Raw genomic sequence first — 24,043 nt, forward strand, 5'->3', positions numbered from 1 at the left:
ATAATAATCTATGAACTCAAGAAGAACATTTTTAAAAAACTTAGGCCTGGCAGCCGCGGGGGTAGCTATAGCTCCTTCTTTAGACGTATTTGCAGCAAAAAAAACGTGGTTTGACATTTCCTTAGCACAATGGTCTCTTCATAAGACATTGTTTGCCGGAGATTTGAAGAACATTGATTTTCCCGAATTTGCGGCAAAGAAACTTGATATTTATGGCGTGGAATATGTGAACCAGTTCTTTAAGGATAAGGCGAAAGATATGACTTACCTTAAAGATCTAAATAACCGAGCCAAGGATAACGGCGTAAAGAACGTATTAATTATGATTGATGGCGAGGGGAATCTGGGCGACGAAGATAATGCGAAGCGTTTGCAGGCTGTCGATAACCATTATAAGTGGATTGATGCAGCCGCTTTTTTGGGATGTAGAGCTATTCGTGTCAATGCAGCCGGAAAAGGAACACCGGAAGAGGTGGCACAACGTGTTGTGGAGAGCTTAAGTGCATTGGCAGATTACGGAAAAAAAGCAAAAATCAACGTCATTGTTGAAAATCACGGCGGCATATCGTCACATGGCGATTGGTTGTCCGGGGTATTGAAAGCGGTAGGAAAGAAAAATTGTGGAAGCTTACCTGACTTTGGCAATTTCTATGAATATGATCGTTATCAAGGAGTGCAGGACTTGATGCCATATGCAAAGGGCGTGAGTGCTAAATCACATGACTTTGATGCAAACGGTAACGAAACCGGTATCGATTATCATCGCATGATGCAAATTGTAAAAGATGCCGGATTTAAGGGGTATGTCGGAATTGAATATGAAGGTAAAAATTTGCCGGAAGTAGAGGGCATTCTAGCAACGAAGAAATTGCTTGAACGATTTAAAACTTTATAATCTAGGAGTACACCCGTAATTGAAATTTTACAAAATTAAAAATGGATATTACGGGAAAAACTAGAATTTTTATTTTCTTTGTAGCAATGTTACCAAAATCAATTAGGAAAACTTCTTAAATGATTTTGGTTTTAATGACTATAACTTAAAAAGATGAATCAACAAAAAGAAGACGAAGTCCTGGTAAATCACCTCGCCAAACAGGGCATTGACAACAAAATGGTGATGGGACATCCCGCAAGTTTATTTGTTCTGTTTTTTACGGAAATGTGGGAACGCTTTAGTTATTACGGTATGCGTGCCTTATTGACGGTGTTCCTCATAACGGAAATTGCCAAAGATGGGTGGGGCTGGACAAATGCGGATGCTATGCAGCTTTATGCTTGGTATACCGGATTGGTATATCTTACACCTTTGATTGGTGGGATGATTGCTGATAAGCTTACAGGCTATCGGAAGGCAATTCTACTCGGAGCCTTAATTATGACCTTGGGTCATTTGTCTATGGCATTTGAAACGTTTGGGGATAGTTTTTTCTACTTAGGTTTAGTCTTGATGATTCTAGGAAATGGTTTATTTAAACCCAATATTTCCTCCATGGTCGGACAATTGTACCCCAATACCAGTACCAAGAAAGATGCAGGTTACACCATTTTCTATATGGGTATCAATGCCGGCGCTTTTTTAGGTATGTTGTTGTGTGGTTATATTGGAGAGAAAATAGGGTGGCACTACGGTTTCGGACTGGCCGGTGTGTTTATGTTCTTTGGTATGTTACAGTTCTTCTTTGCACAAAAAATATTTGGTATAAATGGTGAGAAACCTGATACAACACATAAACCAGAGGAGCATGTTGAGAAAATTACGGAGGAAGAAACGCCTGCAAATGTAGTGCGCGACCGGTTGATTGTCGTAGCCGTATTAATGTTTGCCAGTATCTTTTTCTTCTTTGCTTTTGAACAGGCGGGCGGTTCGATGTCTATCTTTGCCAAGGATTATACGCAACGGGTTTTAGAAGGAAATGCCGGATTGGCATTTAAATGGATCGACGCGGCTCTGACGATTTTTCCTATCATGATCGTAACCTGGGTACTCTACAGTCTGGCTAAAAAAATAGCCAGGCAATATCCATTAACCATTCTGTTTACAGCGATTTCTTTTGTCATTATATGGGCGCTTGGCTTCTGGAAAGTATATCGGGAATTCAGTATTGAACAGACCGAAGTAACCGTCTCTTGGTTTCAGATTTTAAATTCGTTTTTCATTATCACCTTAGCCTCGTCCTTCAGTAAAATATGGGAAAAAGTATGGAATCCCTCCGGACCGATAAAATTTGCTATGGGCTTATTACTAGTGGGTATTGGTTTTGTAGCTTTGGCTTATGGTGCCAGTTCCATTCCACAGGATGCCAAAACGGCATCAGTAAGCATGATCTGGCTGATTTTAGCTTATTTTTTCCATACGACCGGTGAACTATGCCTGTCTCCTGTGGGGCTTTCTTATATGAGTAAATTGTCTCCGCCAAAATTTGTAGGATTGATATTTGGTCTTTGGTTTACGGCTTCGGCGATTGCCAACTTTATTGCTGGTATGACAGGCTCTTACATTGATGAAATATCGGAGAAATATTCCATGTCTACATTTTTCTTAATTATCGCAGGGATACCTATTGTTGTTGCTTTACTATTGCTTCTATTCAATCCGCTTTTAAAGAAATTGATGCATGGTATTAATTAAAATATGTTCTTCTTTTTTCCCGTAAAAAAGAAGCAAAAAACTCGTCGCTTCGGATATTTGAGATAGGGGATAGTACTAAGGATAAATTTCTACATACCTCAAATATCCGGATGCGACATTTAGTGTTAATGGAGAGACGGTGCAATCAATTTAATATATCATCGAGCGTGACAGACAGCTTAGTTATTATTCCGACGTATAACGAAAAAGAGAACATCGCGAAGATCATCCGCAAGGTATTTTCCTTGGCTGTTCCCTTTGATATTTTGGTTGTTGACGATGGCTCTCCGGATGGTACAGCAACTATTGTCAAGACTATCCAGCAAGAATATGCCGACCGTTTGTTTATCGAAGAGCGAGTTGGGAAGTTGGGGTTGGGAACGGCTTATATCCACGGATTTCGATGGGCTTTGCAACGGCATTATACTTATATTTACGAGATGGATGCCGATTTTAGCCATAACCCTGAAGATTTAATTCGTTTACGACAGGCATGTTTAGACGGGGCGGATATGGCCGTTGGTTCCCGTTATATAAAAGGAGTGAATGTTGTAAACTGGCCGATGAGCCGTGTATTGATGTCGTATTTTGCATCTGCGTATGTACGGCTTATCATGCGTATACCTATCCAAGATGCAACGGCTGGGTTTGTCTGTTTTTCAAGGAAAGTACTCGAAAAGATTCCGCTCGACAAAATTAAGTTTATCGGTTATGCTTTTCAGATTGAAATGAAGTTTACAGCTATCCAATACGGCTTCAAGATAGTCGAAGTACCTATTATATTCACCGACCGCACGGAAGGGGTCTCTAAGATGAGTACGCGAATATTTAGAGAAGCATTTTTTGGGGTTATACAGCTAAAAGTAGAGAGTTGGTTTAAGAAATATAAATAGGTAACTTCGTATACGTATGAATGAGCATCTTGACCCAAATCCAGAAAAGCTAAATCCTGTCGATAGGGATATAGAGAGAGTTTTGCGCCCGCAGGTGTTTGAGGATTTTACGGGACAGGAGAAAATTTTGGAAAACCTCGCTATTTTTGTAAAAGCTGCAAAATTACGTAGTGAAGCATTAGATCATGTGCTGTTACACGGTCCTCCCGGCTTAGGTAAGACCACGTTGTCTTATATTATCGCCAACGAAATGGGCGTGAATATCAAAATCACATCCGGACCGGTATTGGATAAGCCTGGTGATTTAGCAGGTCTCTTAACGAATTTGGAGGAAGGAGATGTGTTGTTCATCGATGAAATTCACCGTTTAAGCCCCTTGGTTGAAGAGTATCTGTATTCGGCAATGGAGGATTTCAAGATTGATATTATGTTGGAGACGGGACCTAATGCCCGATCCGTTCAGATTTCTTTAAACCCGTTTACACTTATCGGCGCAACTACCCGATCGGGACTGTTAACGGCTCCATTACGTGCCCGTTTTGGAATTAATTCCCGACTTCAATATTATGACGCTAAATTGCTGACCACAATTGTGTTAAGGTCTGCTCATATTTTGAATACGCCGATTACAGAAGAGGGCGCATATGAAATTGCCCGGAGAAGCCGGGGAACACCTCGTATCGCTAACGCGTTGTTGCGCCGTACACGGGATTTCGCTCAAATTAAAGGAAATGGCTCTATTGATAGAGCTATCGCACAGTATGCACTGAATGCGTTGAATGTTGACGAAAATGGCTTGGACGAAATGGATAATCGGATTCTAACAACCATCATTGAGAAGTTTAAAGGTGGACCGGTTGGGCTAAAAACAATAGCTACCGCTGTAGGGGAGGATGAAGGAACCATCGAAGAGGTGTATGAACCGTTCTTGATTCAGGAAGGTTATCTGATGCGTACTTCCCGGGGGCGCGAATGTACGGAACTTGCCTTTAAGCATTTAGGAAAAAATACGTTTCATCGCGGGAATACGTTGTTTTAACCCATCTTTTTCAATACTCTTTTTGCTCTACTGGCTAACGCTGGCGTCGGATTTTTGAGCAGATGCTGGATCTGTGCTTTCAATTCATCTGTTATCCATTGATTTTTCTCCCGCAGGTTATATAATATATCCAGACAATTGACGACAACGGCTACCGGGCATTCCGGATGAATCAGCCAATGAAAACATTGCTCTACCAAAATTTCTTCTTGTTCGACCGTGTGGGATATGGCTGTTTTTGTATGCGTGGCTAGCATCGCTATTTTGGTGTAGCTTCGGATGGTTCCCCAATGCTTTTGTTTTGGCATGTTGGCAATGAAAGTATCATATATGGAAGAAATAAGCGTTGGCTGTTGTATACATACATGTTCCAGAAGCCAAGCCGCCCGAAAGGAAACCTGTTTGTCGGGATGATAAGAATATGCCAGTAAACTTGGTAGGGTAAAACCGTGCATGTAAATAAAATCCAGGTTAAATGCTTTTGCCGGATATTGCCGAATATCTACTTTTAGAAACTTGATAAGCTTGGACTCAAAATCCTTATTCACCATAAAACTTAGGGTTGAAGTTAACTAAGAACAATTGCTCCGTAGCTCGCGTGATGGCGGTGTAGAGCCAACGTAAAAAATCCGTATTGAGCATTTCATCGTTTAAATATCCCTGATCAACAAATACGCATGGCCATTGTCCCCCCTGAGCTTTATGGCAGGTGATAGCATAAGCGAACTTAATCTGTAAAGCATTGTAATAAGGATCTTTTTTGATGGCATCTAGCCGGTCTTTTCTGGTCGGTATATCAACATAATCTAAGGAAATCGACTCGTATAGCCGTTGCTGTTGCTCATAGGGGACGTTTGATGCGTCTACATGTAAACTATCGAGAAGGACACGACATACTACCGGTTCCAGCTCATCATCGTCTATAAATTCCAAGGATATATCAGCAAAGCGGAAACCATGTTGATCGTGTATATTACTTACCTTCCGTACTTTTGCCAAATCACCGTTGGCTATAAATCCCGTGTTTTTCTCGTCATGTTGCTGTAGCCAATAGTAGTTGTTGCGTACCACCATGACTAAATCTCCACCCGTAATTTCTTCGTCGCGAAAGAGAATTTGATTCCGGATATGTTGATTATATAAATTTGCAGATTTATTGGATCGGCATATGACCATCGTATTTTCGATATCAAAACGATCATAGCTATAATGTAACCCCTCCAGAAGCCGATCACCATTCATACGAAAAATATCCGTAAATCCCTTGGTATGGAATTCTGGAAACGGGAGGTTAGCTTCTTGCTTCTCCAAATCAATATCATCGCGTACTTTGGTCGCATTGTAGAGTATACCCGAAGCTTTTTGCTGTCGTACGACTTCCCGAAGTTCGTAGTGAAAGACCCTTAAATGATAATTTGCTTCCAGATAATTCGGATCTAGGGCTGGGCTTTCCAACATACCGACAGGGGGAAGCTGAGCCGTGTCTCCAACAAACATGAGGCAGCAGTTTTCGCCCGATTGTACATATCGAATCAAATCATCCAGTAAGCTTTTCGAAAAGAATTGCTCGCCTGCGTCAGAAATCATAGATGCTTCATCCACAATAAATAAGGTATTTTCATGTAGATTTTCTGCTAAAGTAAAGTCTAGTTCCAAAGTAGCCGCAGATTTTTTCCGGTAGATCTTTTTATGTATGGTAAATGCTTGCCTTCCGGAATAGTGGCGCATCACTTTTGCCGCACGTCCGGTGGGTGCTAATAAAACCGATTTCTTTTTAAGCGTAGGTAAAATCTTCACCAATGCACTGATGATAGTCGTCTTTCCCGTTCCAGCATAACCCTTTAAAAGAAAGCAGGTAGTTGGATGAAAAGTGCTTAAAAATTCTTCCAAAAGTTCAAACGATTCCTGCTGTTGGTGGGTAGGTTGCCATACAAACTGTTGGGTAAGCAGGTTCTGAATATGCATAATCAAAGTTATGCAAAAGGTTGGTCATATCAATTGGAAAAGCTAATTTTGTTAAGACAATAAAATAGCCTAACGGTGCTGAGAATGAAATATACGTCAAAGAATTTCCACTTACATTATATACCACAGTATAAGCTGTTCGTAAAAGCCGACTTTTTAGAGGATACGTTAATCGTTGTGGATGAATCGAATGATGTTCAAGCGATGTTCTCTTATCCCGCAAATGAACCCGACGCAGAAGCCATTAAATTGTTGGGCTTACCGTTTCAATACGTGTTCATTACCTTACCAGTACAAAGCTTAGTGTTTATTCCGGCTGAAGTATATCAAGAAGAAAATCATGCTTTATATCAAGCGTTCCTACTGGATGAGCATGAGGAACGTACGCAGGTCTATACCTTGGATAACTTACAAATAAAGGCATGTTATCAATACGATTTATTACTGTATAATCGTTGGCGCACTATCTTTCCTCACGCGAAATTTGTAGCTGATTTTAAGCTTCTTTTAGGAGAAGTACAAGCTTATATCCCGATGCAAGGTGAGGTATTGGGGGCTCATTTTAATAATACACAAGTGGAACTGTTTGCGTTTAAAAATGGGAAATTCCTGTTTTATAATGTATTCGATATACAAAATGTGGACGATTTAAATTATTTTATATTAACGACGTGTCAAGCTTTTGGTTTACACATCAAACTTCCAAAAATACTCATTTCAGGCGTTGATACTGAACATCAGTATAGTGTAGCGCTTGCTCACTTTGCGAATCGTATCGAGTTTATGCAAGCCCGAACGAATTTGTATGCCGATGATGAAAGTGTAGAGAAAGAAGTCAATAAGTTTAACTTTATAGCAGATGCTCCCTTATGCGTATTATAGCTGGACAATACGGAGGACTTCGTTTATCTCCGCCATCGAATTTACCGGTTCGCCCGACGACGGATATCGCAAAGGAAGCACTATTCAATATTCTGGATAATCGTATCGCACTAAACGAATGTGATTGCCTTGATCTTTTTGCCGGCACGGGTAATATAAGTTTTGAACTGGCTTCCCGGGGGGCAATATTGGTAGAGGCGGTTGACATCCATTTTAAATGTTTGCAGTTTATTAACGATACGGCAAAGAAACTAAAAATCGATATTATTCACACACGTAAAGCAGATGTGCTGAAGTTTATTATAGCTTGTAAAAATCAATATGATTTTATTTTCGCCGATCCACCGTATGATCTACCATCCTTACCGCAATTAGCCAACTTGATTCTTGAAAAAGGCTTATTGAAGCCGGGCGGAATGATGGTTATTGAACATCCGTCTACACGCAAGATGGACGATTCACCGTTTTATATAGAAACAAGGAAATACGGTTATTCTTCGTTTAGCTTTTATCAACGGAAACCGTAAATCTTTAAATTTTATCGAATATGAAAATTGCTGTTTTTGCTGGATCATTCGATCCTTTTACGTATGCTCACCAAAATATTGTTGAAAGAGGTCTATCGCTATTTGACAAAATCGTAATCGCAGTAGGGGTGAATAGTACAAAGAAGGGGCTGATGTCTTTTGATGATCGCGTGAAAGCTATTTCGGATCTATTCCAATCGAATGAAAAGATAGCGGTTACACAATTCTCTGGTCTTACGATTGACTTTTGTAGAGAGATAGACGCAAAATATCTGCTTCGTGGTTTGCGTAATACGGCCGATTTTGAATTTGAGAATGCCATCGCACAAAACAACCTCTTGCTTGCACCGGAGATTGAAACGTATTTTCTGATGGCAAAATCTGGGTTGGCGCATATATCTTCGACGATTGTCAGGGATATTTTGTATCACCAAGGTGATGTGTCAACTTTAGTACCCAAGGAAGTTTTAAAGCATATAGGATGAACATTCAATCTCACAAAATAGATAATACTGAAATAGCTGAAATAGTATCAGATAAAGTAATCATCCAAAATGCCGAAGATGCGTTGGATTTAATGGGCAATGTATACTATCAAGGATTTGATAAAATTATTCTTTATCAGAAAAACATTACTCCTGATTTCTTCGATTTAAAAAATAAAATGGCGGGAGAAATTCTTCAAAAATTCTCCAACTACCGTGTTTCTCTTGCTATTATAGGTGACTTTTCTCAATTTGGAAGCAAAAGCCTGAACGACTTTATCTATGAAAGTAATAAGGGGAAACACATTAATTTTGTGGCTTCTCTTGACGATGGTTTAAATGCTTTAAGCAGATAGATTAAAAAACTACGTCCTTCCAATCCGTACCTTCCGACCTTTAATCTTCTGATTATTCGCTTGTTTGATGATACTGACGGCTATAGGACGCTCCACAGCGACGTAGGATTCTTTATCTTTGACCTCAATGATTCCGACCTGTTCTTTTGATATTCCACTCAGATTTAATAGAAATCCGACGATATCGATTTTGTTTATTTTATCTTTTTTACCCCCTGTAATGTAAAGTGTAGCAAATGGAGAATTTGGTGGGAGAGGATACTCCTCCTCTAAAATTACGGTTTCGCTGTCTTCCGGTACATACGGATATTCCTCTTCCGGTTTCAGAATAACGTACACTTCACCGCTGGCCTGCATTCGCGCTGTCCGGCCGTTACGATGTATGAAAGCATCATCTTTATACGGTAATTGATAATGTATAATGACATCGACTTCCGGGATATCCAATCCGCGGGCAGCTAAATCTGTGGTGATTAAGATGCGATTGGAGTTATTTCGGAATTTTAACAAAGCAAGTTCTCTATCTTCTTGTTCTAAACCGCCGTGAAACATATCGTGTATAATTTCCCGGTTTTCAAGCAGCTCACTGATATGATCGACAGCCTCTCGATGATTACAGAAAATAAGTGTTTTCTTTTCTCCATTCCTGCATAACAGTTTGAATAATGTGCTCAATTTGTACTGTGCGGGTGTGATTACTTTTTTGATTGTGAGTTTAGGAGCTGTATCCGCATCAGCAGAAAAATCGACCGTAACAAAATCACCGATTCCGGTAAAAGTGGGAATGTCCGTCATTTTCGTGGCTGAAGTGAGTATACGATGTTGAAGTCGTGGCAGCTGTTCGATGATATATTTCATTTGCCCTTGAAAACCAAATTCCAATGATTTGTCAAATTCATCGAGAACCAGTGCCTGTATAGTGGAAGCATCAATATAGGTCCTTTCGATGTGATACATCACCCGTCCAGGTGTACCGATTAATAAACTTGGAGCTTCGCGAAGTTTATTACGTTCCGTCTTAGTATCGTTTCCGCCATATACACACGTTATTTTATAACCAGCAAGCACTTTACGCATCACCTGTTCTATCTGAAGCGCTAATTCCCGTGTTGGTACTAATATCAACGCTTGTACTCCATTCTTATCCTTTTTTATATGTTTCGCTAACAATAAAGCAAAAGCGAGTGTTTTACCACTTCCGGTAGGCGAATGTAAAACAAAATCTTTTGTATTATTGTAGTTACTTAGGACGGCATGTTGCATCGCATTTAGTTCTGCAATCTGCATCCTGTTTAAAATATGTTGAAGCTCCATGCGTCAAAAATACGGATTATTTTATGTCTTTTTTAGAAGTTTGGCATATAAGTTGATAGGATATAAACAATTCATAATTTAGGTTAATAATTGGTTAGTTAGTAAAAAGGCTTCGATCTCCCCGATTGAAGCCTTTTTTAATTTCTCCTAAACATATTCTCCATTTATATGTTGTGTCAAAAAGAAAAGGGTATCCTATATGCGCATCAAAACAATATTTATCGGGTTATTATTATTAGGTGTAGGTTGTAATCAATCAGCACAGCAGGATGAACAACATGATGAATCAGATACAACGTTCTTGGACAATGATCAACATGCAGAAAATCCGTTTGTCTATGTTCCGACAGATGCCTTTTGGGAATATCAATTTGATACCATCATCCATGATTTCAAACCGGTTAAGCTGAGGGAAGTCCAAGCAGATAGTTTGACAGCCGAAAGTATTGAAGCGGTGATTAATAATACATGGCCCAATGTACAGATCAAGTATCTGGAGACTTTTGGTGATACGGTTTATCTTGAAATTCCGGAAAGCACCGTATTGACGCAGCAAATGGGAACGGCAGGAGCACAACAGTTTATGGTCTCCACCACCTATTCTTTCACGGAACTGCCTAATGTACGATATGTCGCATTTGGTTTTGAAGAAGGTGATCATGCCGTTCCGGGTGTGTATCACAGAGGTTCATGGGATAATCAGTAGGGACGCGCAATCACTTTGCATTATAACTGATATTCCCTTCAATTCCCAATGTATGACGATCTGATACAGATGTCGTCACATTAACTTTAACGTCACGCCGCTGTAGGGATCTAAAAATAGGACCATTCCAAGCATTCGGTATATTACTAAAATCAACTAGGAAATGAAACGGGCTTGATGCAGTTACAAAATTCGGAGAAAATTCGACTTGCTCATTTGTAGACAATAGGATAAGGCTATCCGTAAGCGTTTTGTTAAAATTATAAAATAATTTATTTGGGAGTAACGCGGCAAGTTGGTCATTGCCTTTCCAGACATTTTCCATCACAGGTACTCGCGTTTCCTGTATTTCCTTTCTTTCTACGCTGTTAAAATCTTCATCATAATCGTATACGACAATAGTATCTCGCTGTGTCGTCATGCTGTTATTGATAAATAAATCGGTATACCCATAGGAGTTGTCTATCAGGTTGGCTTCGTCTATATCCGAAAAAACAGTCAAAAATTTAGTAATAAAGGGCATTTGTGCGAGTGGAAGCGTGCTCCAAAACGACAAAAAGAGATTGGTGTTTTCTGTAGGTTGGCGTACTTGCGTACTGGCTGGTAGCGCAGAAGCAAGTTGCCATTGACCCGACAATGCTATCTGATTTTTGGATATATCGGCGAATAGCTGAAACGTCCTGTCGGTGTGATAGTAGGCCACATGTGTATTTGTTCTTTTATCTACATGTTGATGAAGGTCTCGCACATGTACCCAATCTTTTTCTTCCGACCATATCGCTTTCATTTCTTCCGAACGATCGTGTTTCGAAAGACCGATACGGAATAACGCATATTGCTCGTTATACAGCGTGCTCGTAAGCGAAGGGAAGTGTGCTAATGTTAATCGTTGAGGATCGTCTATGGTATATAAAGAGTCGGTGACGTATTCCTTTAAAAAAGTCTTCCATTTTCCGAGATTATCAATACGTTGGATAGTGAAGAATGTTAATGGATCGTCATGCAAAGAGAAAAAGTGGATTTGTGCAGGAATTTCTATTCCTGCTTTCCACCAATTCTCTAAATCCAACAAAGGGAAGTTCTCTTCGACGGTGTCCGATGTCCGACTTTTAAAAAGTTGATCAAGATTATCCAGCAGCAAGTCATCTAATGAAACGGATACTATGGCGTAGCTGTTGGGATGCACATACTGATCGAGCGATCTGTTTTTTCTAACGATGTATAACGTCAGCAGCGCAATGCCGACGACCAATACCGCAACTATAATAACCCATAACGTCCTTTTCATCCCGATAATCTATGTTACTTTTACTTTGCTATATTATTTAATACTTCTTGTAAAAGGTATTGTAAGGCGTTGGCTTCATTTTTTGGAAAGTTGACTGCCATCTCTCCCGTTATTCTACCCTTTTTATATCCTTGCGCCGTAATAGTTACATCTCCATAATTGGATAGATTCTTCACCGTTTTATCCCAAGTTTTGATAACAGGTATACCCAGTCTGTTGATGGTTTCGGGTATTTCTGCAAGATGCGTAACCGCTGTCATGGTATTGGAAAAAATCTGCTTTCTAATCTGCTTATCCCGTGCAGTACGGAATCGATTGGTTTGGATGGCTGAAAGTTGTTCTTCATCGTTGCTTACGAATATAATATTATCCTTAAATAACGTATATATTACTTCATCGCTGGGGTTGTCCGTAATACGGTAAATACCGTTCGTTTGTGTTACTTTCTCTTTAGATTCTCCCAATTTCAATATCTTTTTATAGATACGCTGGTCTTCTGATGTGAACATCCACAGGAAAGTAGGAATATAATCATCTTTTGTTTTCTTTATTTCCTTATACTCGAAAGTATGCTCATCATACTGATAATCGATATATTCTTTTTGTACCTTTTTCATTTCATTAATGAATAGGAGGTGATCACCACCCATTACTTTGCTGATCGCTTTTTCATCCAATGCTATTTCCAGGGCTGTCGTTACGATCTCAGCTACTTCCCCAAAGGAGAAATACATCGTTGATCCATACAGCTGTTCCATCATGAGCGGGAAGTTTTTTAAGTAAGCTTCGGAATTGAAATTTAACGACATATAACCAATATGGTTTTCGGGTATGTAGCGCGCAAACTTACGGTTCATCTTATTTTTGTATATGGGCTTGACCATGCGCTCCATTTCCTTATCCAAACCAACAGATGCATGCAATTTTAAGGTATGCTTTTCTTGTACCAGGTCAAGGACAATATCTTGATAGGCATAGGCCAGTTTCTCCATTTGATTCGCAAGACCGTATCGCATGTAGGGCACATAATAAGGTATCGACTGGCTGTAGAGGCTCATCAGATTTTTAGCCCAAAAATGAACTAAAATGTTTTTCTTATCAAATTTGTTTAAGAATTTATGTGACGTCGCGTTTTGGACAGGATGGAGGTAGCTATCAAAATCATGTGCCAGCCACGATGCAAAAGCAAGATTTCGCAAGGAATCATTTTTAGCGTTTCGAGCTATTTCTTTTAGATAAGTAGAATCCGAATAAGCATCATAAACGGGATAATCCGTATATACCTCTGATTCTGGGATTGCGGGTGGAGGAATATCGAACGAAACACTGTCTGCAATTACATAGGCGGCACCTGCAGTGTCTGCAACATCTTCCATATATGCAACAGATGCACTATCCGGTACCGCCTCATATTGGTAATCAAGTAATGCGGCGGGTTCATCGTAATGAGGTGATTCTATACCATATCGTTGCGCGACGGAATCATTATCGAAATAATAACGGCGGGCATCACCGGTCAATATAAGAACACTATGATCATTCCAAGCAACCTGCGTTTTTCCATCGGTACTGACACGACGTTCATAACCTTGTGATGCCGGCAACGGAGAAAACTTACTGAAGAGATTTGTACCTATTTGGTGCCCCGCTTTTAATGGAAGAAGAATACCTGTATAATAGGAACTATCGGTATCTGTCTTATAGATATAAGCACTTCTATCGTATGATAAATCAAGGTCATTGATATTTAGTATCTGTAGTTCCTGATTACCTATATCATCAAACGCACCAAGCTTTTCCAGTACTTCGTTTATCTTTTCGGAAGAACTATGCTTGATAATAGCTTGGTTGTTGATGACCACGACAAACGATGCCTGTTCGGGTACTTGTTGGATAAGGTCTTGCTGTGCGTAGCCTGTAGCGGCAATAGCTAGGCCCAATAATGTAGCGATATAACTTTTCGTGAATTTCATTTATTTTCTTTAGTAATTAGGGAGCGCTTTTTTCTATTTTACGAGTGTGATGGTATTTGTTAAACTGGTGGAACCATTGATTAGATCGGTCGCTTTTACCTTTAAAAGCACGGCCTGCTTATTGGCAGAAATTTTAGCATTTTTATTGCTTTGCGATTGAATGTTTTTATCAAAGCGAATAATATTGGTATAATAGGCTTCGGCAAAAAGATCTTTATCTTCACCCGGAATTTTGGCAAATTCTTTCGCAAGGTTTGGTGTGTAGGTGTAAGAACGTGTAAACGTTTGTGAAGCGCGATCATATCGATAGCTATTGTAACTGGTAAGCTGTGTTTTAAACTGATTGGACAACGTCTTGCTAAAATCATTTAAAGCCTGTACATGTTCAAAATGGCAAGATAACGTTGCAATATAGTTGTTGAAATCAAGATTATACTGCACGTCACTGATTCCTTGTGTAGATTTTAACGTTCGGACAACCTTTTCCATTTCTTGTTTAATGGTTGCTTCCGAGGGAATATCGATACCGTTGAATTGCTTCATTTTTAAGAGCGAAGCAACCTTTGTACGACTTTTGCTCAAATTCAAAGTCGCTTTAATTGTGCCTGTACCGCTTTGCTTCATGTCAATCTGCTCAACAAGGTCGAAACAACTACTAAGCGTCAAACAACCTATTATGAGCATTATCAAAAGGGGGAATCTTTTGATGTATATACCGATGTTTTTTCTCATAATTATCTTTCCTTACGCAAAGATAGTAATTAGTTAGCTGCGGAAAATCCCTAGAATCAGGGATTTTCCGGATGTATATACATTGTAGAGACGACTACTTCTTCACTTTTATATCACAGCCAATGGCTACTGTTTTTTCTGTTTTAACAGCCTCTCCTTTGAGCAAAGCATCCACGGCGTTTTCCACATACCGCTCTGATGCATCGTTAGCATCTTCGTGATTATTATCAATAGCGCCAATATAACGAACGATATTGTTGCCTTCTTCTTTGTGAAGAACAAAAACATGTGGCGTTCTTCGTGCTCCGTATTGCGGATAAATCTTCTGTCCTAAGTCTAACAGATACGGAAAGCTAAAGTTTTTGTCGGCAGACCGTTGGATCATAGCCTCCATATTATCTTTTGGAGAAAGTTCGGGGTCATTGGGGTTGATCGCTATTACTGGAAATCCCAATCCTTTATATTTGCTGTCTAAATCATTAATACGGTCTTCGTAAGCAACGGCAAAAGGACAGGTATTGCAGGTGAATATAACGATATATCCCTTGGCATCCGCGTAGTCGGAAAGGGAAACTTTTTTGCCGTCGACGCTCTGTAAACTGAAATCCGTTGCCTGACTACCAATGTCGTACTGTGCATTTGTACCAATATGAACAAGCATCAACAATAAAATGAGTGTTAAATTTTTCATAAGAAAATTACTTTAGTTTATCTATTATATGGATTAATTCTTCTTCCGTTAGCATATTGGCGTGAAATTCCATAAGCTCTCCTTTCCGATAGAATCCCGTTGCGGGTAGGTTCCCCTCCCAATCAGGGTGAACTTTGGGTATCCATTCGTTGAATCGTTTTGCATCATCTAGCAAAAGTGCCTCACCGGGCATTTTATTCGTTTTTATAAATTCCGCTACTTCTTTTAAGTGTGTGGCACGATCCAGGGAAACAAATATCATCTCCAGATTTGTTTGTGCTTTATACTGGTTAAAGACCGCCACGAAATGTGGAATCTCTTCGATGCATGGAATACACCACGTTGCCCAAAAGTTAACAATAGTTAGTTTATCACCTTTCTGATCAATAATCTCCGCCATTTGTTCATATTTGACGGTTCTAATTTCCTGAGCAAAAAGCCCCAAAACAGCCCATACAAAGAACAAAATAATGCATCCGAGTTTTCTCATTTTGAATTTTAGCTTAACCCTTAATGAATATAACAGTCAAAACTTATTTTTAGTTTCTATATAATTAAAAAACAGAGCTTTCTCACAGTTGATGTCATCTCATTACATTCAGGATATCAAAATCAAAATCGTCAATAAAAAAATCCCGAAGCTGGGCGCTCCGGGATTTCTACAAACCAATTATTAACCTAAATTATGAAATTATGAATCTTTTCTTTTGTATTATAACTAAAACGTCTATTTTTCTTCCTTCGTATAGGACATGTTGCGCATTAACATATTTTAACAGTTTTCGTGTTCTTACCGGATGTGCTATTTGAGGAATAAAAATGCTAATCAATAATCGCCATTTCTTTTTCAATTGCTTCTTGCGTTTGCAGACTAACCGGTACTAAGGGCAAACGAACCTCGTCAGTAGCAATAACTTCTTGTTTTTTAAGGATGTATTTCACTCCACAGGGATTACCTTCAATAAAGCATAAATCGGTAATCTTCAATAAAGCACTATGTATTTCGCGCGCCGTCGCATAATCATTTTTCGAACATGCGGTCACCAATGTTGCCACCTTTTTAGGGTAGGCGTTTCCGACAACGGAAATAACTCCCACGGCTCCCAATGCCATCATAGGGAGAGTCGCTGGATCATCTCCGGAAATTAATAAAAAGTCGTCTGGTTTGTCGCGCATAATTTCAGCAAATTGTGCAAAATTACCCGAAGCTTCTTTAATCGCAATAATATTACTGCATGCTTTAGTTAGGCGAATAGCAGTAGCCGGCAAAATATTGCTACCCGTTCGTCCCGGTACATTGTATAGGATTATTGGAAGTTTGGATACCTCCGAAATAGCTTTATAATGTCGAAATATACCTTCTTGTGTGGGCTTATTGTAATAAGGGGAAACGGAAAGAATAGCACAATAACCGCGAATGTCAAATTGATCGACTTGTTTTACAATCTCTTGTGTATTATTACCGCCAATACCTGCTACAAGTGGTAGTCGTCCTGCGACGTGTGCCGAAGTAAACTCCCATATCTGTTTTCGCTCCTCAGTAGTTAGTGTGGCTGTTTCACCTGTTGTACCTAAAACAACCAAATAGTCCATACCCTCCTTAATCTGATAATCGATTAGATTGCCTAACGACTCATAATCAACTGTTCCGTCCATATTAAAAGGTGTAATCAACGCGACACCTGCTCCCTGAAGCTCATTCATTATATTATGCTATATTTTTTATTTGTTCTGATTAATCATTTCCAATATTTCCTTGTCCGAGATAATGGGAATTTTCAACTTTTCTGCCTTAACCAATTTTGATGGCCCCATTTTATCACCTGCTACCAAGTAATTTAGTTTTGCGGAGATAGATGATAACATCTTTCCGCCATGCGATTCAATAAGCTGTGCCAATTCCTCCCGCGAAAAATCAGCAAAAACTCCCGAAATAAGAAATGTCTTTCCATCTAAATTATTACCCGCTAATACCACTTCAACCTCTTCTATTTCAAACTGCAATCCCGCCGCTTTTAGCTTGCTGATTTCCAATATATGCAGCTCACTGTGAAGATAATGATAGACACTTTCCGCTATACGAATCCCGATATCTTGCACGTTGGCAATTTCCTCCACACTTGCTCGCGCTAAGTTATCTAAACTTTTGAAATGCAAAGCTAACTTTTTTGCAATAGTTTCACCAACATGTCGGATGCCTAAAGCAAAGAGGACTTTTTCAAAGGGTTTATTTTTCGAGTTTTCGATACCCGCCAACATATTTTCGATAGACTTTTCTCCAAACCGTTCGAGGGTTTTCAATTCTTCCCGATGCTCTTTCAGCGCGTAAATATCACTAATATTGCGTAAAAGTCCGAGGGAATAAAACGTTTCCATGGTTTCATTGCCCATACCCTGTATATCCATCATTTTACGACCGATGAAGTGCTGTAGCTTGCCAACGATTTGTGGTCTGCATCCGGTTTCATTAGGACAATAATGCACAGCTTCCCCTTCTTGTCTAATAAGTGGTGTCCCACACTCGGGGCATACGGTTGGATAAACAATAGGAGAGCTGCCCACGGCACGCTTTTCATTGTTTACACCAATTACTTTCGGAATAATTTCACCACCTTTTTCTACATATACAGTATCACCTTCGTGCAAATCCAATCGTGCGATTTCGTTGGCGTTATGTAAAGATGCCCGTTTCACGGTCGTTCCGGCCAATAGCACTGGTTCAAGATTAGCTACAGGGGTAACAGCTCCGGTACGGCCAACTTGATAGGTAATATTTTTCAACCATGTTTCTACACGTTCCGCTTTATACTTATAGGAAATTGCCCAACGTGGAGATTTGGCCGTAAAACCTAGCTCCTCCTGCTGGGCATAATCGTTTACTTTGATAACAATACCGTCTATATCATAAGTCAACTGATGGCGCATCTCATCCCAAAAGTCAATAAAAGCTAATATTTCGTCTATACTACGGCATAACTTGGTATGCTCGCATATCGGGAATCCCCAACTTTTAACAGCTTCTATGCTATCCCAATGGCTGTCAAAGATTCTGTTTCGATTATCAGCATACAAAAAGTAGAGGAAGCAGTCTAATGGACGTTTAGCAACCTCCTTAGGATCTTGTAATTTAATGGTGCCCGACGCAAAATTTCGCGGATTAGCATACGTTTGTTCGCCGTTTTCCTCCCGTTTTTTGTTTAACCGTTCAAAAGCGGCGTGATGCATAAATATCTCGCCACGTATCTCAAATAAATCGGGATACTTACCTTGATTCAGTGCATGAGGAATGATCCGAATGGTTTTGACGTTGTTCGTAACTTCATCTCCTTGTGTGCCGTCTCCGCGAGTCACGGCTCGGACAAGCTTACCATGCTCATAAGTAATAGAAATAGACAGCCCATCAAATTTTAGTTCACAGACATATTGTACATTATCTCCGACAGCTTTGCGCACACGCTCATCAAAATCGCGTAATTCCTGCTCATTATAGGTATTACCTAGCGATAGCATCGGCCAGCGGTGCTTTACGGTGTTGAATTTATGGGTAATATCTCCACCCACCTTTTGTGTAGGGGAATTAGGGTCTTTGAATTGCGGATATTGTTCCTCTAGCGTCTCCAATTCTTTTAGCTTTATATCAAACTCGTAATCTGATATCAGAGAATTGGCAAGTACATAATATTGATAATTATATTCTTTTAGCTCCTGCGTCAGCCGTATTATTTTTTCTTGAATGTCTGCAAGCATAGTGGGCAAAACTAAACAAAAATCATCTAATAAAAGTCCTTGCCTTTCAATTGAGAGAACTTCCGTATTTTATTTACATAAAAATCCCATATAATGGACTTTTGATACCATCCGGTTCGATTTTCTTTGGCTGGATAGCGTTTTCTTTTTTTAGCATTTTTGAAGATATTAAGAAAGAGGTACTGATGCGCTCTACTAATCGCCCAGGCATCACGTGGCTTACCATCGATTAAAAACTTAATCAACGCGAGTAAATCCAGCCATAAACGTACAAAGATGATCCACCAACAGGCAAAAACACCCGCATTTTTTTGTATCATCAACAGATTGTTGCGGAAATTAAGATAGGTCTTTTTGGGATTGCTTGTATTCAATGTTCCACCACCTACATGGTATACGGTAGAATCGGCAACATATCCTATACGATACCCCATCCGTTTGAGCCGCCAACATAAATCAATTTCTTCCATGTGAGCAAAAAAATCGTCGTCAAAACCGCCAGCTTCTTTCCATACCTCGGCGCGAATAAATAAAGCCGCACCCGTAGCCCAGAAGACTTCTCGGTTATCATTGTATTGTTGTTGATCTGGCTCTACCTCGTGGAGGATTCTGCCTCGGCAGAACGGATAACCCAGCGTATCGATGAATCCCCCCGCTGCTCCAGCATGTTCAAAGAGCCCCTTATCATGATAAGCTAAGATTTTGGGCTGTGCTGCGACCATATTGGGTTCTGTTTCCAGATATTGAATAACAGGCTCTATCCAGTTAGGGGTAACTTCTACATCGGAGTTCAAAAGCACATAGTAATCCGCGTCCACATGTTTTAATATTTCGTTATATCCTCCGGCGAAACCGTAATTCCGATCGTTTGTGATAATTTTGATGGAAGGATAGGTCTCTTGCACAAAAGACACGGAATCATCTGTAGAACCGTTATCGCCTACGATAAATTCGATATTAGGATACGTACTATTATATACATATGGAAGAAATTTCTCTAAAAAAAACTTCCCATTCCAGTTCAAGATAACAACGGCGACTTTGGGATAATGTGTCATATTCTGCGTTTTCTTTTCCAACGTCTGTGTGTCCATAACCAATATGCGGGCTGTTCTCTGATGATCTGTTCTGTAAAACGATTATGTAGCTGTGTAATTTCATGTTCTTGATAATCGTCCGGATTTTCAACCAGCGTTGTAAATTCACAAAAGTAATGCCCTCGTTTTTTCTTTCGTCCTATATGGCAATAAACAATAGGGTTTTTAGTCAGTCGAGCAATGCGTTCAGTACCTGTATATACCAAAGTTTCCTGATTTAAAAACTCCATAAAATAATCGGAGTCTTGATAAGTTGGCGTTTGATCTGCTACAAACATACTGATATGAGGTGTGTCCTTTAATCGGACTAGATGACGTAAGATTTGTTTCATAGGCACCATGGTAGCACCAAAACGTCTGCGCAATCCATTATAAACCTCATTGAAAGCCTGATCATTAAGCGGTTTGTAAATCACAAGCCGCGGATGATCTGTCATAAGAGATAAGCGATAAATACCCAATTCCCAATTTCCATAGTGCGCCGTTACACCGATAACGCCTTTGTTTTGCTCGAAATGTCGATATACCTCTTCTGGATTGAGAAGCTCGATTCGCCTTCGCACCTGCTCTACGGACATTGTTCGCATTTTAATCGCTTCGACAACTAAATCGGGGAAAAAACGGTAGAATTTTTTTGCCAACTGATATCGCTCCTGATCCGGTTTTTCAGGAAATGAATTTTTCAAGTTGTCAAATACGACACGCTTGCGATATTGAATAATATAGAAAAGAAAATAGTACAACGCGTTGGATATGCCATACAATACCCAAAAAGGCAATAAAGAGAGCATATATAGGAGTACATCTATACTTTTTTTTCTCATGAATACGGTCAATTCTCCGGAATACTTTACAAATATCCTTAAATAAGTTTAAATTTGTCTAAATTAGTTAAAATACATGGAATCACAGTTGCTTTTACCTGCTTTTTATTTACCGCCTGTCAGCTATTTTCATATCATTCAACAAAGTGAAGAACCTCTATTGATGGAACGATTTGAATATTACCCGAAACAGACGTACAGAACGCGAGCAAAAATAGCAACAGCAAATGGTGTTCTAGATCTTATCGTTCCTATTTTACATGGAAGAAAGGAGCACGTTCCGATAAAAGATACCCGGATTAACTACGACTTTAGTTGGCAGCGTTTACACTGGCTTAGCATACAGTCAGCATATCGTCGTTCGGCATATTTTGAGTATTATGAAGACGATTTTGCTCGATTTTATGAGCAAAAGTATGATTTTCTCTTTGATTTCAATATCGAACAATTACAATTGTTATTGAAATGTATAAAAATAAAGCGCCCTATAGCTTTTACGGAAACGTATACACCCCGAATAGAACCGTTGGATTATCGGGAGACTATTCATCCTAAAAAAAACAGCCTTTTGGAATATCCAAAACCTTATTATCAGGTGTTTGAAGAGAAGCACGGTTTTTTACCTGATCTCAGTGTCGTAGATCTTTTGTTCAACCAAGGTCCACAAAGCAGAAATTACTTGTAGATATCTATTCCTTCTTTCCATGCCGTTGCAAAAACATTTTGTCAGCGTCGCTTGTTCTACAAAGACAATATAATTATTTCATGAGAATATTTTTTTCACTTCTTTTGCTGTGTGCAGGTTGCCTTATCGTGTCTGCGCAGACAGAAGTAGATAGTTTACACTATCGTAAGATCTATTACATGGGTGGGACGGGTTTATCCTTTCCTGTAGGAAAATCAAAAAATGTATTAGGCACAAAGCTGTTTTCTGGTAGTGCGGGGTTAGATATTGCATTAAAAGATAGACGATATTTTCTTCGCCCCGTGCTTCATATGCTGACATTTAGTTATGACCAGCAGATGAATGACAGCAAGTATAATTATATGATAGAAAATGGGAGAGCCAATTTCTATATGCTTAGTTTCGGTGCAGGAAAACGACGACAATTCAGAAGCCTGAATACATATGCTTACATCGGTCCATTGGTTGGTTTGGTGGTCGAGCCACGCGGCAATGTTGTGGATGAAAGGGTCCGGATGTCAAACAAATATTCGTTAACCGCCGGCGCACAGACGGGGGTGGGAGCAGATTATAAATTTCCCGGTTTTTTTCTAGGTGTGGAACTTGATTATATACATAATTTCAGAAAAGTTGAGGGTAATCCTATGCAGTTTATCACCATCATGGTAGGACTGAAATCTGATATTACAGGCTTGAGTAAAAAGGTAACAGATGTGATTGGGATAGACACATATAGGGATTAGGGATTTTACCCAAGTTTTCTTAACTTCATCCTTCAATACAAATAATATGAGATATTTTGTTCTATTTTTTATGCTGTTGGGCTTTGGGTATATTGGCTATGCACAAGAGATCCAATATGAAACGATTGAAAATATTAGCTACGTTGATAAAACGGTGTCAGATTATGCGACAGAACAATGTAAGCTCGATATACATTATCCCACTTCGGGCGAAAATAAGCCTATCGTGCTTTGGTTTCACGGAGGGGGATTGACGGGTGGAAAAAAAGAAGTGCCAGCTTTTTTAAAAGAAAAGGGGCTTGTGGTGGTTGGTGTAGGTTACCGATTTGCACCAAATGTGAAAGTTGAAGATATTATCCGAGATGCAGCAAAAGCTACATCTTTTATCGTTAAAAATGCTGGCAAATATCGGGGAGATACATCTAACATCTTTATTTCGGGACATTCGGCGGGAGGTTATTTGGCATTGATGATAACATTGAATAAAACTTATTTAGAGGCAGAAGGGTTTGATGCGGATAAATTAGCGGGTATTATCCCTTTTAGCGCACAGACCATCACACATTTTACGGCTCGTAAAGAACTGGGGATAGACGAAAAACAACCGACAATCGACGAATTGGCTCCTTTGTTTTGGGTTAGAAAAGATGCACCTCCCATCGTATTGTTGACAGGTGACCGTGAATTGGAATTGTTAGGACGTTACGAAGAGAACGCTTATCTTAAGCGTATGCTGTCTATCGTAGGCCATAAGAACAATAAGCTTGTGGAGTTTCAAGGATACGATCACGGGATGGTGTATCCTGGACTACCGGTTTTGCTCAGAGAAATACAACACTTGGTAAAAGAAAGGCAATAGAGGGCGTATCGCAATACACCCTATTATTTATCTTTGTCTGTAATTTCGCGAATTACCCTACATGGATTTCCGGCGGCAACGACATTCTCGGGAATATCTTTGGTAACAACCGATCCTGAACCAATTACGGTATTTTTTCCGATAGTTACACCTGGATTTATCACAGTATGCCCACCAATCCAAACATTATCGCCAATGGTAATCGGTTTCGCAAATTCCCAGCCTGCCACGCGTGGCTCCTGATGTACGGGATGTCCAGCGGTGAAAAGTGAAACATTTGGTCCTATCATTACATTATCGCCTATTGTAACCGGAGCACAATCTAAAATGATCAGATTGTAATTCGCATAGAAATTATCACCCAAAAAAATATTGTAACCATAATCACAACGAAACGGAGGTTCAATAAAAAAACGGTTGGTGGTTTTGCTAAATAGTTTTTTTAAAATTTGATTTCGTGCTTTTATTTTGGACGGTTCGAGATTGTTATACTGAAAAAGTTGTTCCTTTGCGTATTGACGTTCTTCCATCAGTTCTTTTCCCATTGCTTGGTATAGCTCACCTGCAATCATTTTTTCTTTTTCTGTTTTTTTCATCTTAATAAA

At 39.5% G+C, this 24,043-nt stretch carries 25 protein-coding genes; 12 read left to right on the forward strand and 13 right to left on the reverse strand.

What is annotated here, in order from left to right:
• Positions 1-10 precede the first annotated feature (10 nt).
• The 4 genes from FXV77_RS17965 to ruvB all read left to right on the forward strand — a co-directional run bounded on the left by FXV77_RS17965 (position 11) and on the right by ruvB (position 4,564).
• Positions 11-895, forward strand: coding sequence for a sugar phosphate isomerase/epimerase family protein (locus FXV77_RS17965; protein WP_148920620.1), 885 nt, complete (start codon positions 11-13; stop codon positions 893-895).
• A 153-nt stretch (positions 896-1,048) separates the two neighbouring features.
• Complete coding sequence (locus tag FXV77_RS17970) at positions 1,049-2,632, forward strand: peptide MFS transporter (protein WP_148920621.1); 1,584 nt, start codon at positions 1,049-1,051, stop codon at positions 2,630-2,632.
• Between the two features lie 128 nt (positions 2,633-2,760).
• Entirely contained in the window at positions 2,761-3,525 is a 765-nt protein-coding gene (locus FXV77_RS17975) for a polyprenol monophosphomannose synthase (protein WP_246162513.1), read from the forward strand.
• Between the two features lie 16 nt (positions 3,526-3,541).
• Positions 3,542-4,564, forward strand: a complete 1,023-nt coding sequence (gene ruvB, locus FXV77_RS17980) for a Holliday junction branch migration DNA helicase RuvB (protein WP_148920622.1) — start codon at positions 3,542-3,544, stop codon at positions 4,562-4,564.
• Here ruvB and FXV77_RS17985 read toward each other — a convergent pair.
• Positions 4,561-5,115, reverse strand: a complete 555-nt coding sequence (locus FXV77_RS17985; protein ID WP_148920623.1) for a hypothetical protein — start codon at positions 5,113-5,115, stop codon at positions 4,561-4,563. The genes ruvB and FXV77_RS17985 overlap by 4 nt on opposite strands.
• Positions 5,105-6,529 (reverse strand): ATP-dependent DNA helicase, encoded by a 1,425-nt coding sequence (locus FXV77_RS17990; protein ID WP_148920624.1) that lies wholly within the window; start codon positions 6,527-6,529, stop codon positions 5,105-5,107. The genes FXV77_RS17985 and FXV77_RS17990 overlap by 11 nt, the downstream gene beginning before the upstream one ends.
• A gap of 84 nt (positions 6,530-6,613) precedes the next feature.
• Here FXV77_RS17990 and FXV77_RS17995 point away from each other — a divergent pair, with 84 nt between their 5' ends.
• The 4 genes from FXV77_RS17995 to FXV77_RS18010 are packed head-to-tail and all read left to right on the forward strand — an operon-like array spanning position 6,614 to position 8,779.
• Entirely contained in the window at positions 6,614-7,411 is a 798-nt protein-coding gene (locus tag FXV77_RS17995) for a DUF3822 family protein (protein ID WP_148920625.1), read from the forward strand.
• Positions 7,399-7,938 carry a 16S rRNA (guanine(966)-N(2))-methyltransferase RsmD gene (rsmD, locus tag FXV77_RS18000; protein WP_148920626.1) on the forward strand — a complete coding sequence of 180 codons (540 nt, stop codon included), beginning with the start codon at positions 7,399-7,401 and terminating at the stop codon, positions 7,936-7,938. Before FXV77_RS17995 ends, rsmD begins: the two co-directional genes overlap by 13 nt.
• 20 nt (positions 7,939-7,958) lie before the next feature.
• Positions 7,959-8,423: a pantetheine-phosphate adenylyltransferase gene (gene coaD, locus FXV77_RS18005; RefSeq protein ID WP_148920627.1), complete on the forward strand. Its 465-nt coding sequence runs from the start codon at positions 7,959-7,961 to the stop codon at positions 8,421-8,423.
• Positions 8,420-8,779: a DUF4180 domain-containing protein gene (locus FXV77_RS18010; protein ID WP_148920628.1), complete on the forward strand. Its 360-nt coding sequence runs from the start codon at positions 8,420-8,422 to the stop codon at positions 8,777-8,779. The genes coaD and FXV77_RS18010 overlap by 4 nt, the downstream gene beginning before the upstream one ends.
• Before the next feature lie 9 nt (positions 8,780-8,788).
• On the opposite strand, the gene FXV77_RS18015 is transcribed toward FXV77_RS18010, so the two are convergent.
• The gene (locus tag FXV77_RS18015; RefSeq protein ID WP_246162514.1) at positions 8,789-10,066 is read right to left on the reverse strand and encodes a DEAD/DEAH box helicase; all 1,278 of its coding nucleotides are present in this window, start codon (positions 10,064-10,066) and stop codon (positions 8,789-8,791) included.
• A gap of 226 nt (positions 10,067-10,292) precedes the next feature.
• On the opposite strand from FXV77_RS18015, the gene FXV77_RS18020 reads away from it, so the two are divergent.
• On the forward strand, positions 10,293-10,799 hold the full coding sequence (locus FXV77_RS18020; RefSeq protein ID WP_148920630.1) for a hypothetical protein: 507 nt from the start codon (positions 10,293-10,295) through the stop codon (positions 10,797-10,799).
• Between the two features lie 10 nt (positions 10,800-10,809).
• Here the strand turns inward: FXV77_RS18020 and FXV77_RS18025 are convergent, their stop codons facing one another.
• From FXV77_RS18025 to FXV77_RS18065, 9 genes are all read right to left on the reverse strand, one after another.
• Complete coding sequence (locus FXV77_RS18025) at positions 10,810-12,087, reverse strand: hypothetical protein (protein WP_148920631.1); 1,278 nt, start codon at positions 12,085-12,087, stop codon at positions 10,810-10,812.
• Between the two features lie 20 nt (positions 12,088-12,107).
• Positions 12,108-14,060, reverse strand: coding sequence for a DUF4836 family protein (locus FXV77_RS18030; RefSeq protein ID WP_148920632.1), 1,953 nt, complete (start codon positions 14,058-14,060; stop codon positions 12,108-12,110).
• A gap of 33 nt (positions 14,061-14,093) precedes the next feature.
• The gene (locus FXV77_RS18035) at positions 14,094-14,603 is read right to left on the reverse strand and encodes a hypothetical protein (RefSeq protein WP_148920633.1); all 510 of its coding nucleotides are present in this window, start codon (positions 14,601-14,603) and stop codon (positions 14,094-14,096) included.
• A gap of 283 nt (positions 14,604-14,886) precedes the next feature.
• Complete coding sequence (locus FXV77_RS18040) at positions 14,887-15,483, reverse strand: thioredoxin family protein (protein ID WP_148920634.1); 597 nt, start codon at positions 15,481-15,483, stop codon at positions 14,887-14,889.
• Between the two features lie 7 nt (positions 15,484-15,490).
• Positions 15,491-15,973, reverse strand: coding sequence for a TlpA disulfide reductase family protein (locus tag FXV77_RS18045; RefSeq protein ID WP_148920635.1), 483 nt, complete (start codon positions 15,971-15,973; stop codon positions 15,491-15,493).
• Between the two features lie 332 nt (positions 15,974-16,305).
• Positions 16,306-17,187 carry a 4-hydroxy-tetrahydrodipicolinate synthase gene (gene dapA / locus FXV77_RS18050; RefSeq protein WP_148920636.1) on the reverse strand — a complete coding sequence of 294 codons (882 nt, stop codon included), beginning with the start codon at positions 17,185-17,187 and terminating at the stop codon, positions 16,306-16,308.
• 18 nt (positions 17,188-17,205) lie between these two features.
• On the reverse strand, positions 17,206-19,230 hold the full coding sequence (gene ligA / locus FXV77_RS18055; RefSeq protein ID WP_148920637.1) for an NAD-dependent DNA ligase LigA: 2,025 nt from the start codon (positions 19,228-19,230) through the stop codon (positions 17,206-17,208).
• A 26-nt stretch (positions 19,231-19,256) separates the two neighbouring features.
• Positions 19,257-20,324 carry a glycosyltransferase family 2 protein gene (locus FXV77_RS18060; RefSeq protein WP_246162515.1) on the reverse strand — a complete coding sequence of 356 codons (1,068 nt, stop codon included), beginning with the start codon at positions 20,322-20,324 and terminating at the stop codon, positions 19,257-19,259.
• The gene (locus FXV77_RS18065) at positions 20,285-21,151 is read right to left on the reverse strand and encodes a lysophospholipid acyltransferase family protein (RefSeq protein ID WP_148920638.1); all 867 of its coding nucleotides are present in this window, start codon (positions 21,149-21,151) and stop codon (positions 20,285-20,287) included. The genes FXV77_RS18060 and FXV77_RS18065 overlap by 40 nt, the downstream gene beginning before the upstream one ends.
• 76 nt (positions 21,152-21,227) lie before the next feature.
• Between FXV77_RS18065 and FXV77_RS18070 the strand changes: the two genes are divergently transcribed.
• The 3 genes from FXV77_RS18070 (at position 21,228) to FXV77_RS18080 (ending at position 23,438) form a co-directional block, all read left to right on the forward strand.
• Positions 21,228-21,836, forward strand: a complete 609-nt coding sequence (locus FXV77_RS18070; protein WP_148920639.1) for a WbqC family protein — start codon at positions 21,228-21,230, stop codon at positions 21,834-21,836.
• An 80-nt stretch (positions 21,837-21,916) separates the two neighbouring features.
• Positions 21,917-22,579: a hypothetical protein gene (locus FXV77_RS18075; protein ID WP_148920640.1), complete on the forward strand. Its 663-nt coding sequence runs from the start codon at positions 21,917-21,919 to the stop codon at positions 22,577-22,579.
• Positions 22,580-22,625: 46 nt separating this feature from the next.
• Positions 22,626-23,438, forward strand: coding sequence for an alpha/beta hydrolase (locus FXV77_RS18080; RefSeq protein WP_148920641.1), 813 nt, complete (start codon positions 22,626-22,628; stop codon positions 23,436-23,438).
• 23 nt (positions 23,439-23,461) lie between these two features.
• Here FXV77_RS18080 and FXV77_RS18085 read toward each other — a convergent pair whose 3' ends face one another.
• Positions 23,462-24,034 (reverse strand): sugar O-acetyltransferase, encoded by a 573-nt coding sequence (locus FXV77_RS18085; RefSeq protein WP_148920642.1) that lies wholly within the window; start codon positions 24,032-24,034, stop codon positions 23,462-23,464.
• Positions 24,035-24,043 lie beyond the last annotated feature (9 nt).

The sequence above is a fragment of the Sphingobacterium phlebotomi genome, from assembly GCF_008180195.1.
Lineage (GTDB): Bacteria > Bacteroidota > Bacteroidia > Sphingobacteriales > Sphingobacteriaceae > Sphingobacterium > Sphingobacterium phlebotomi.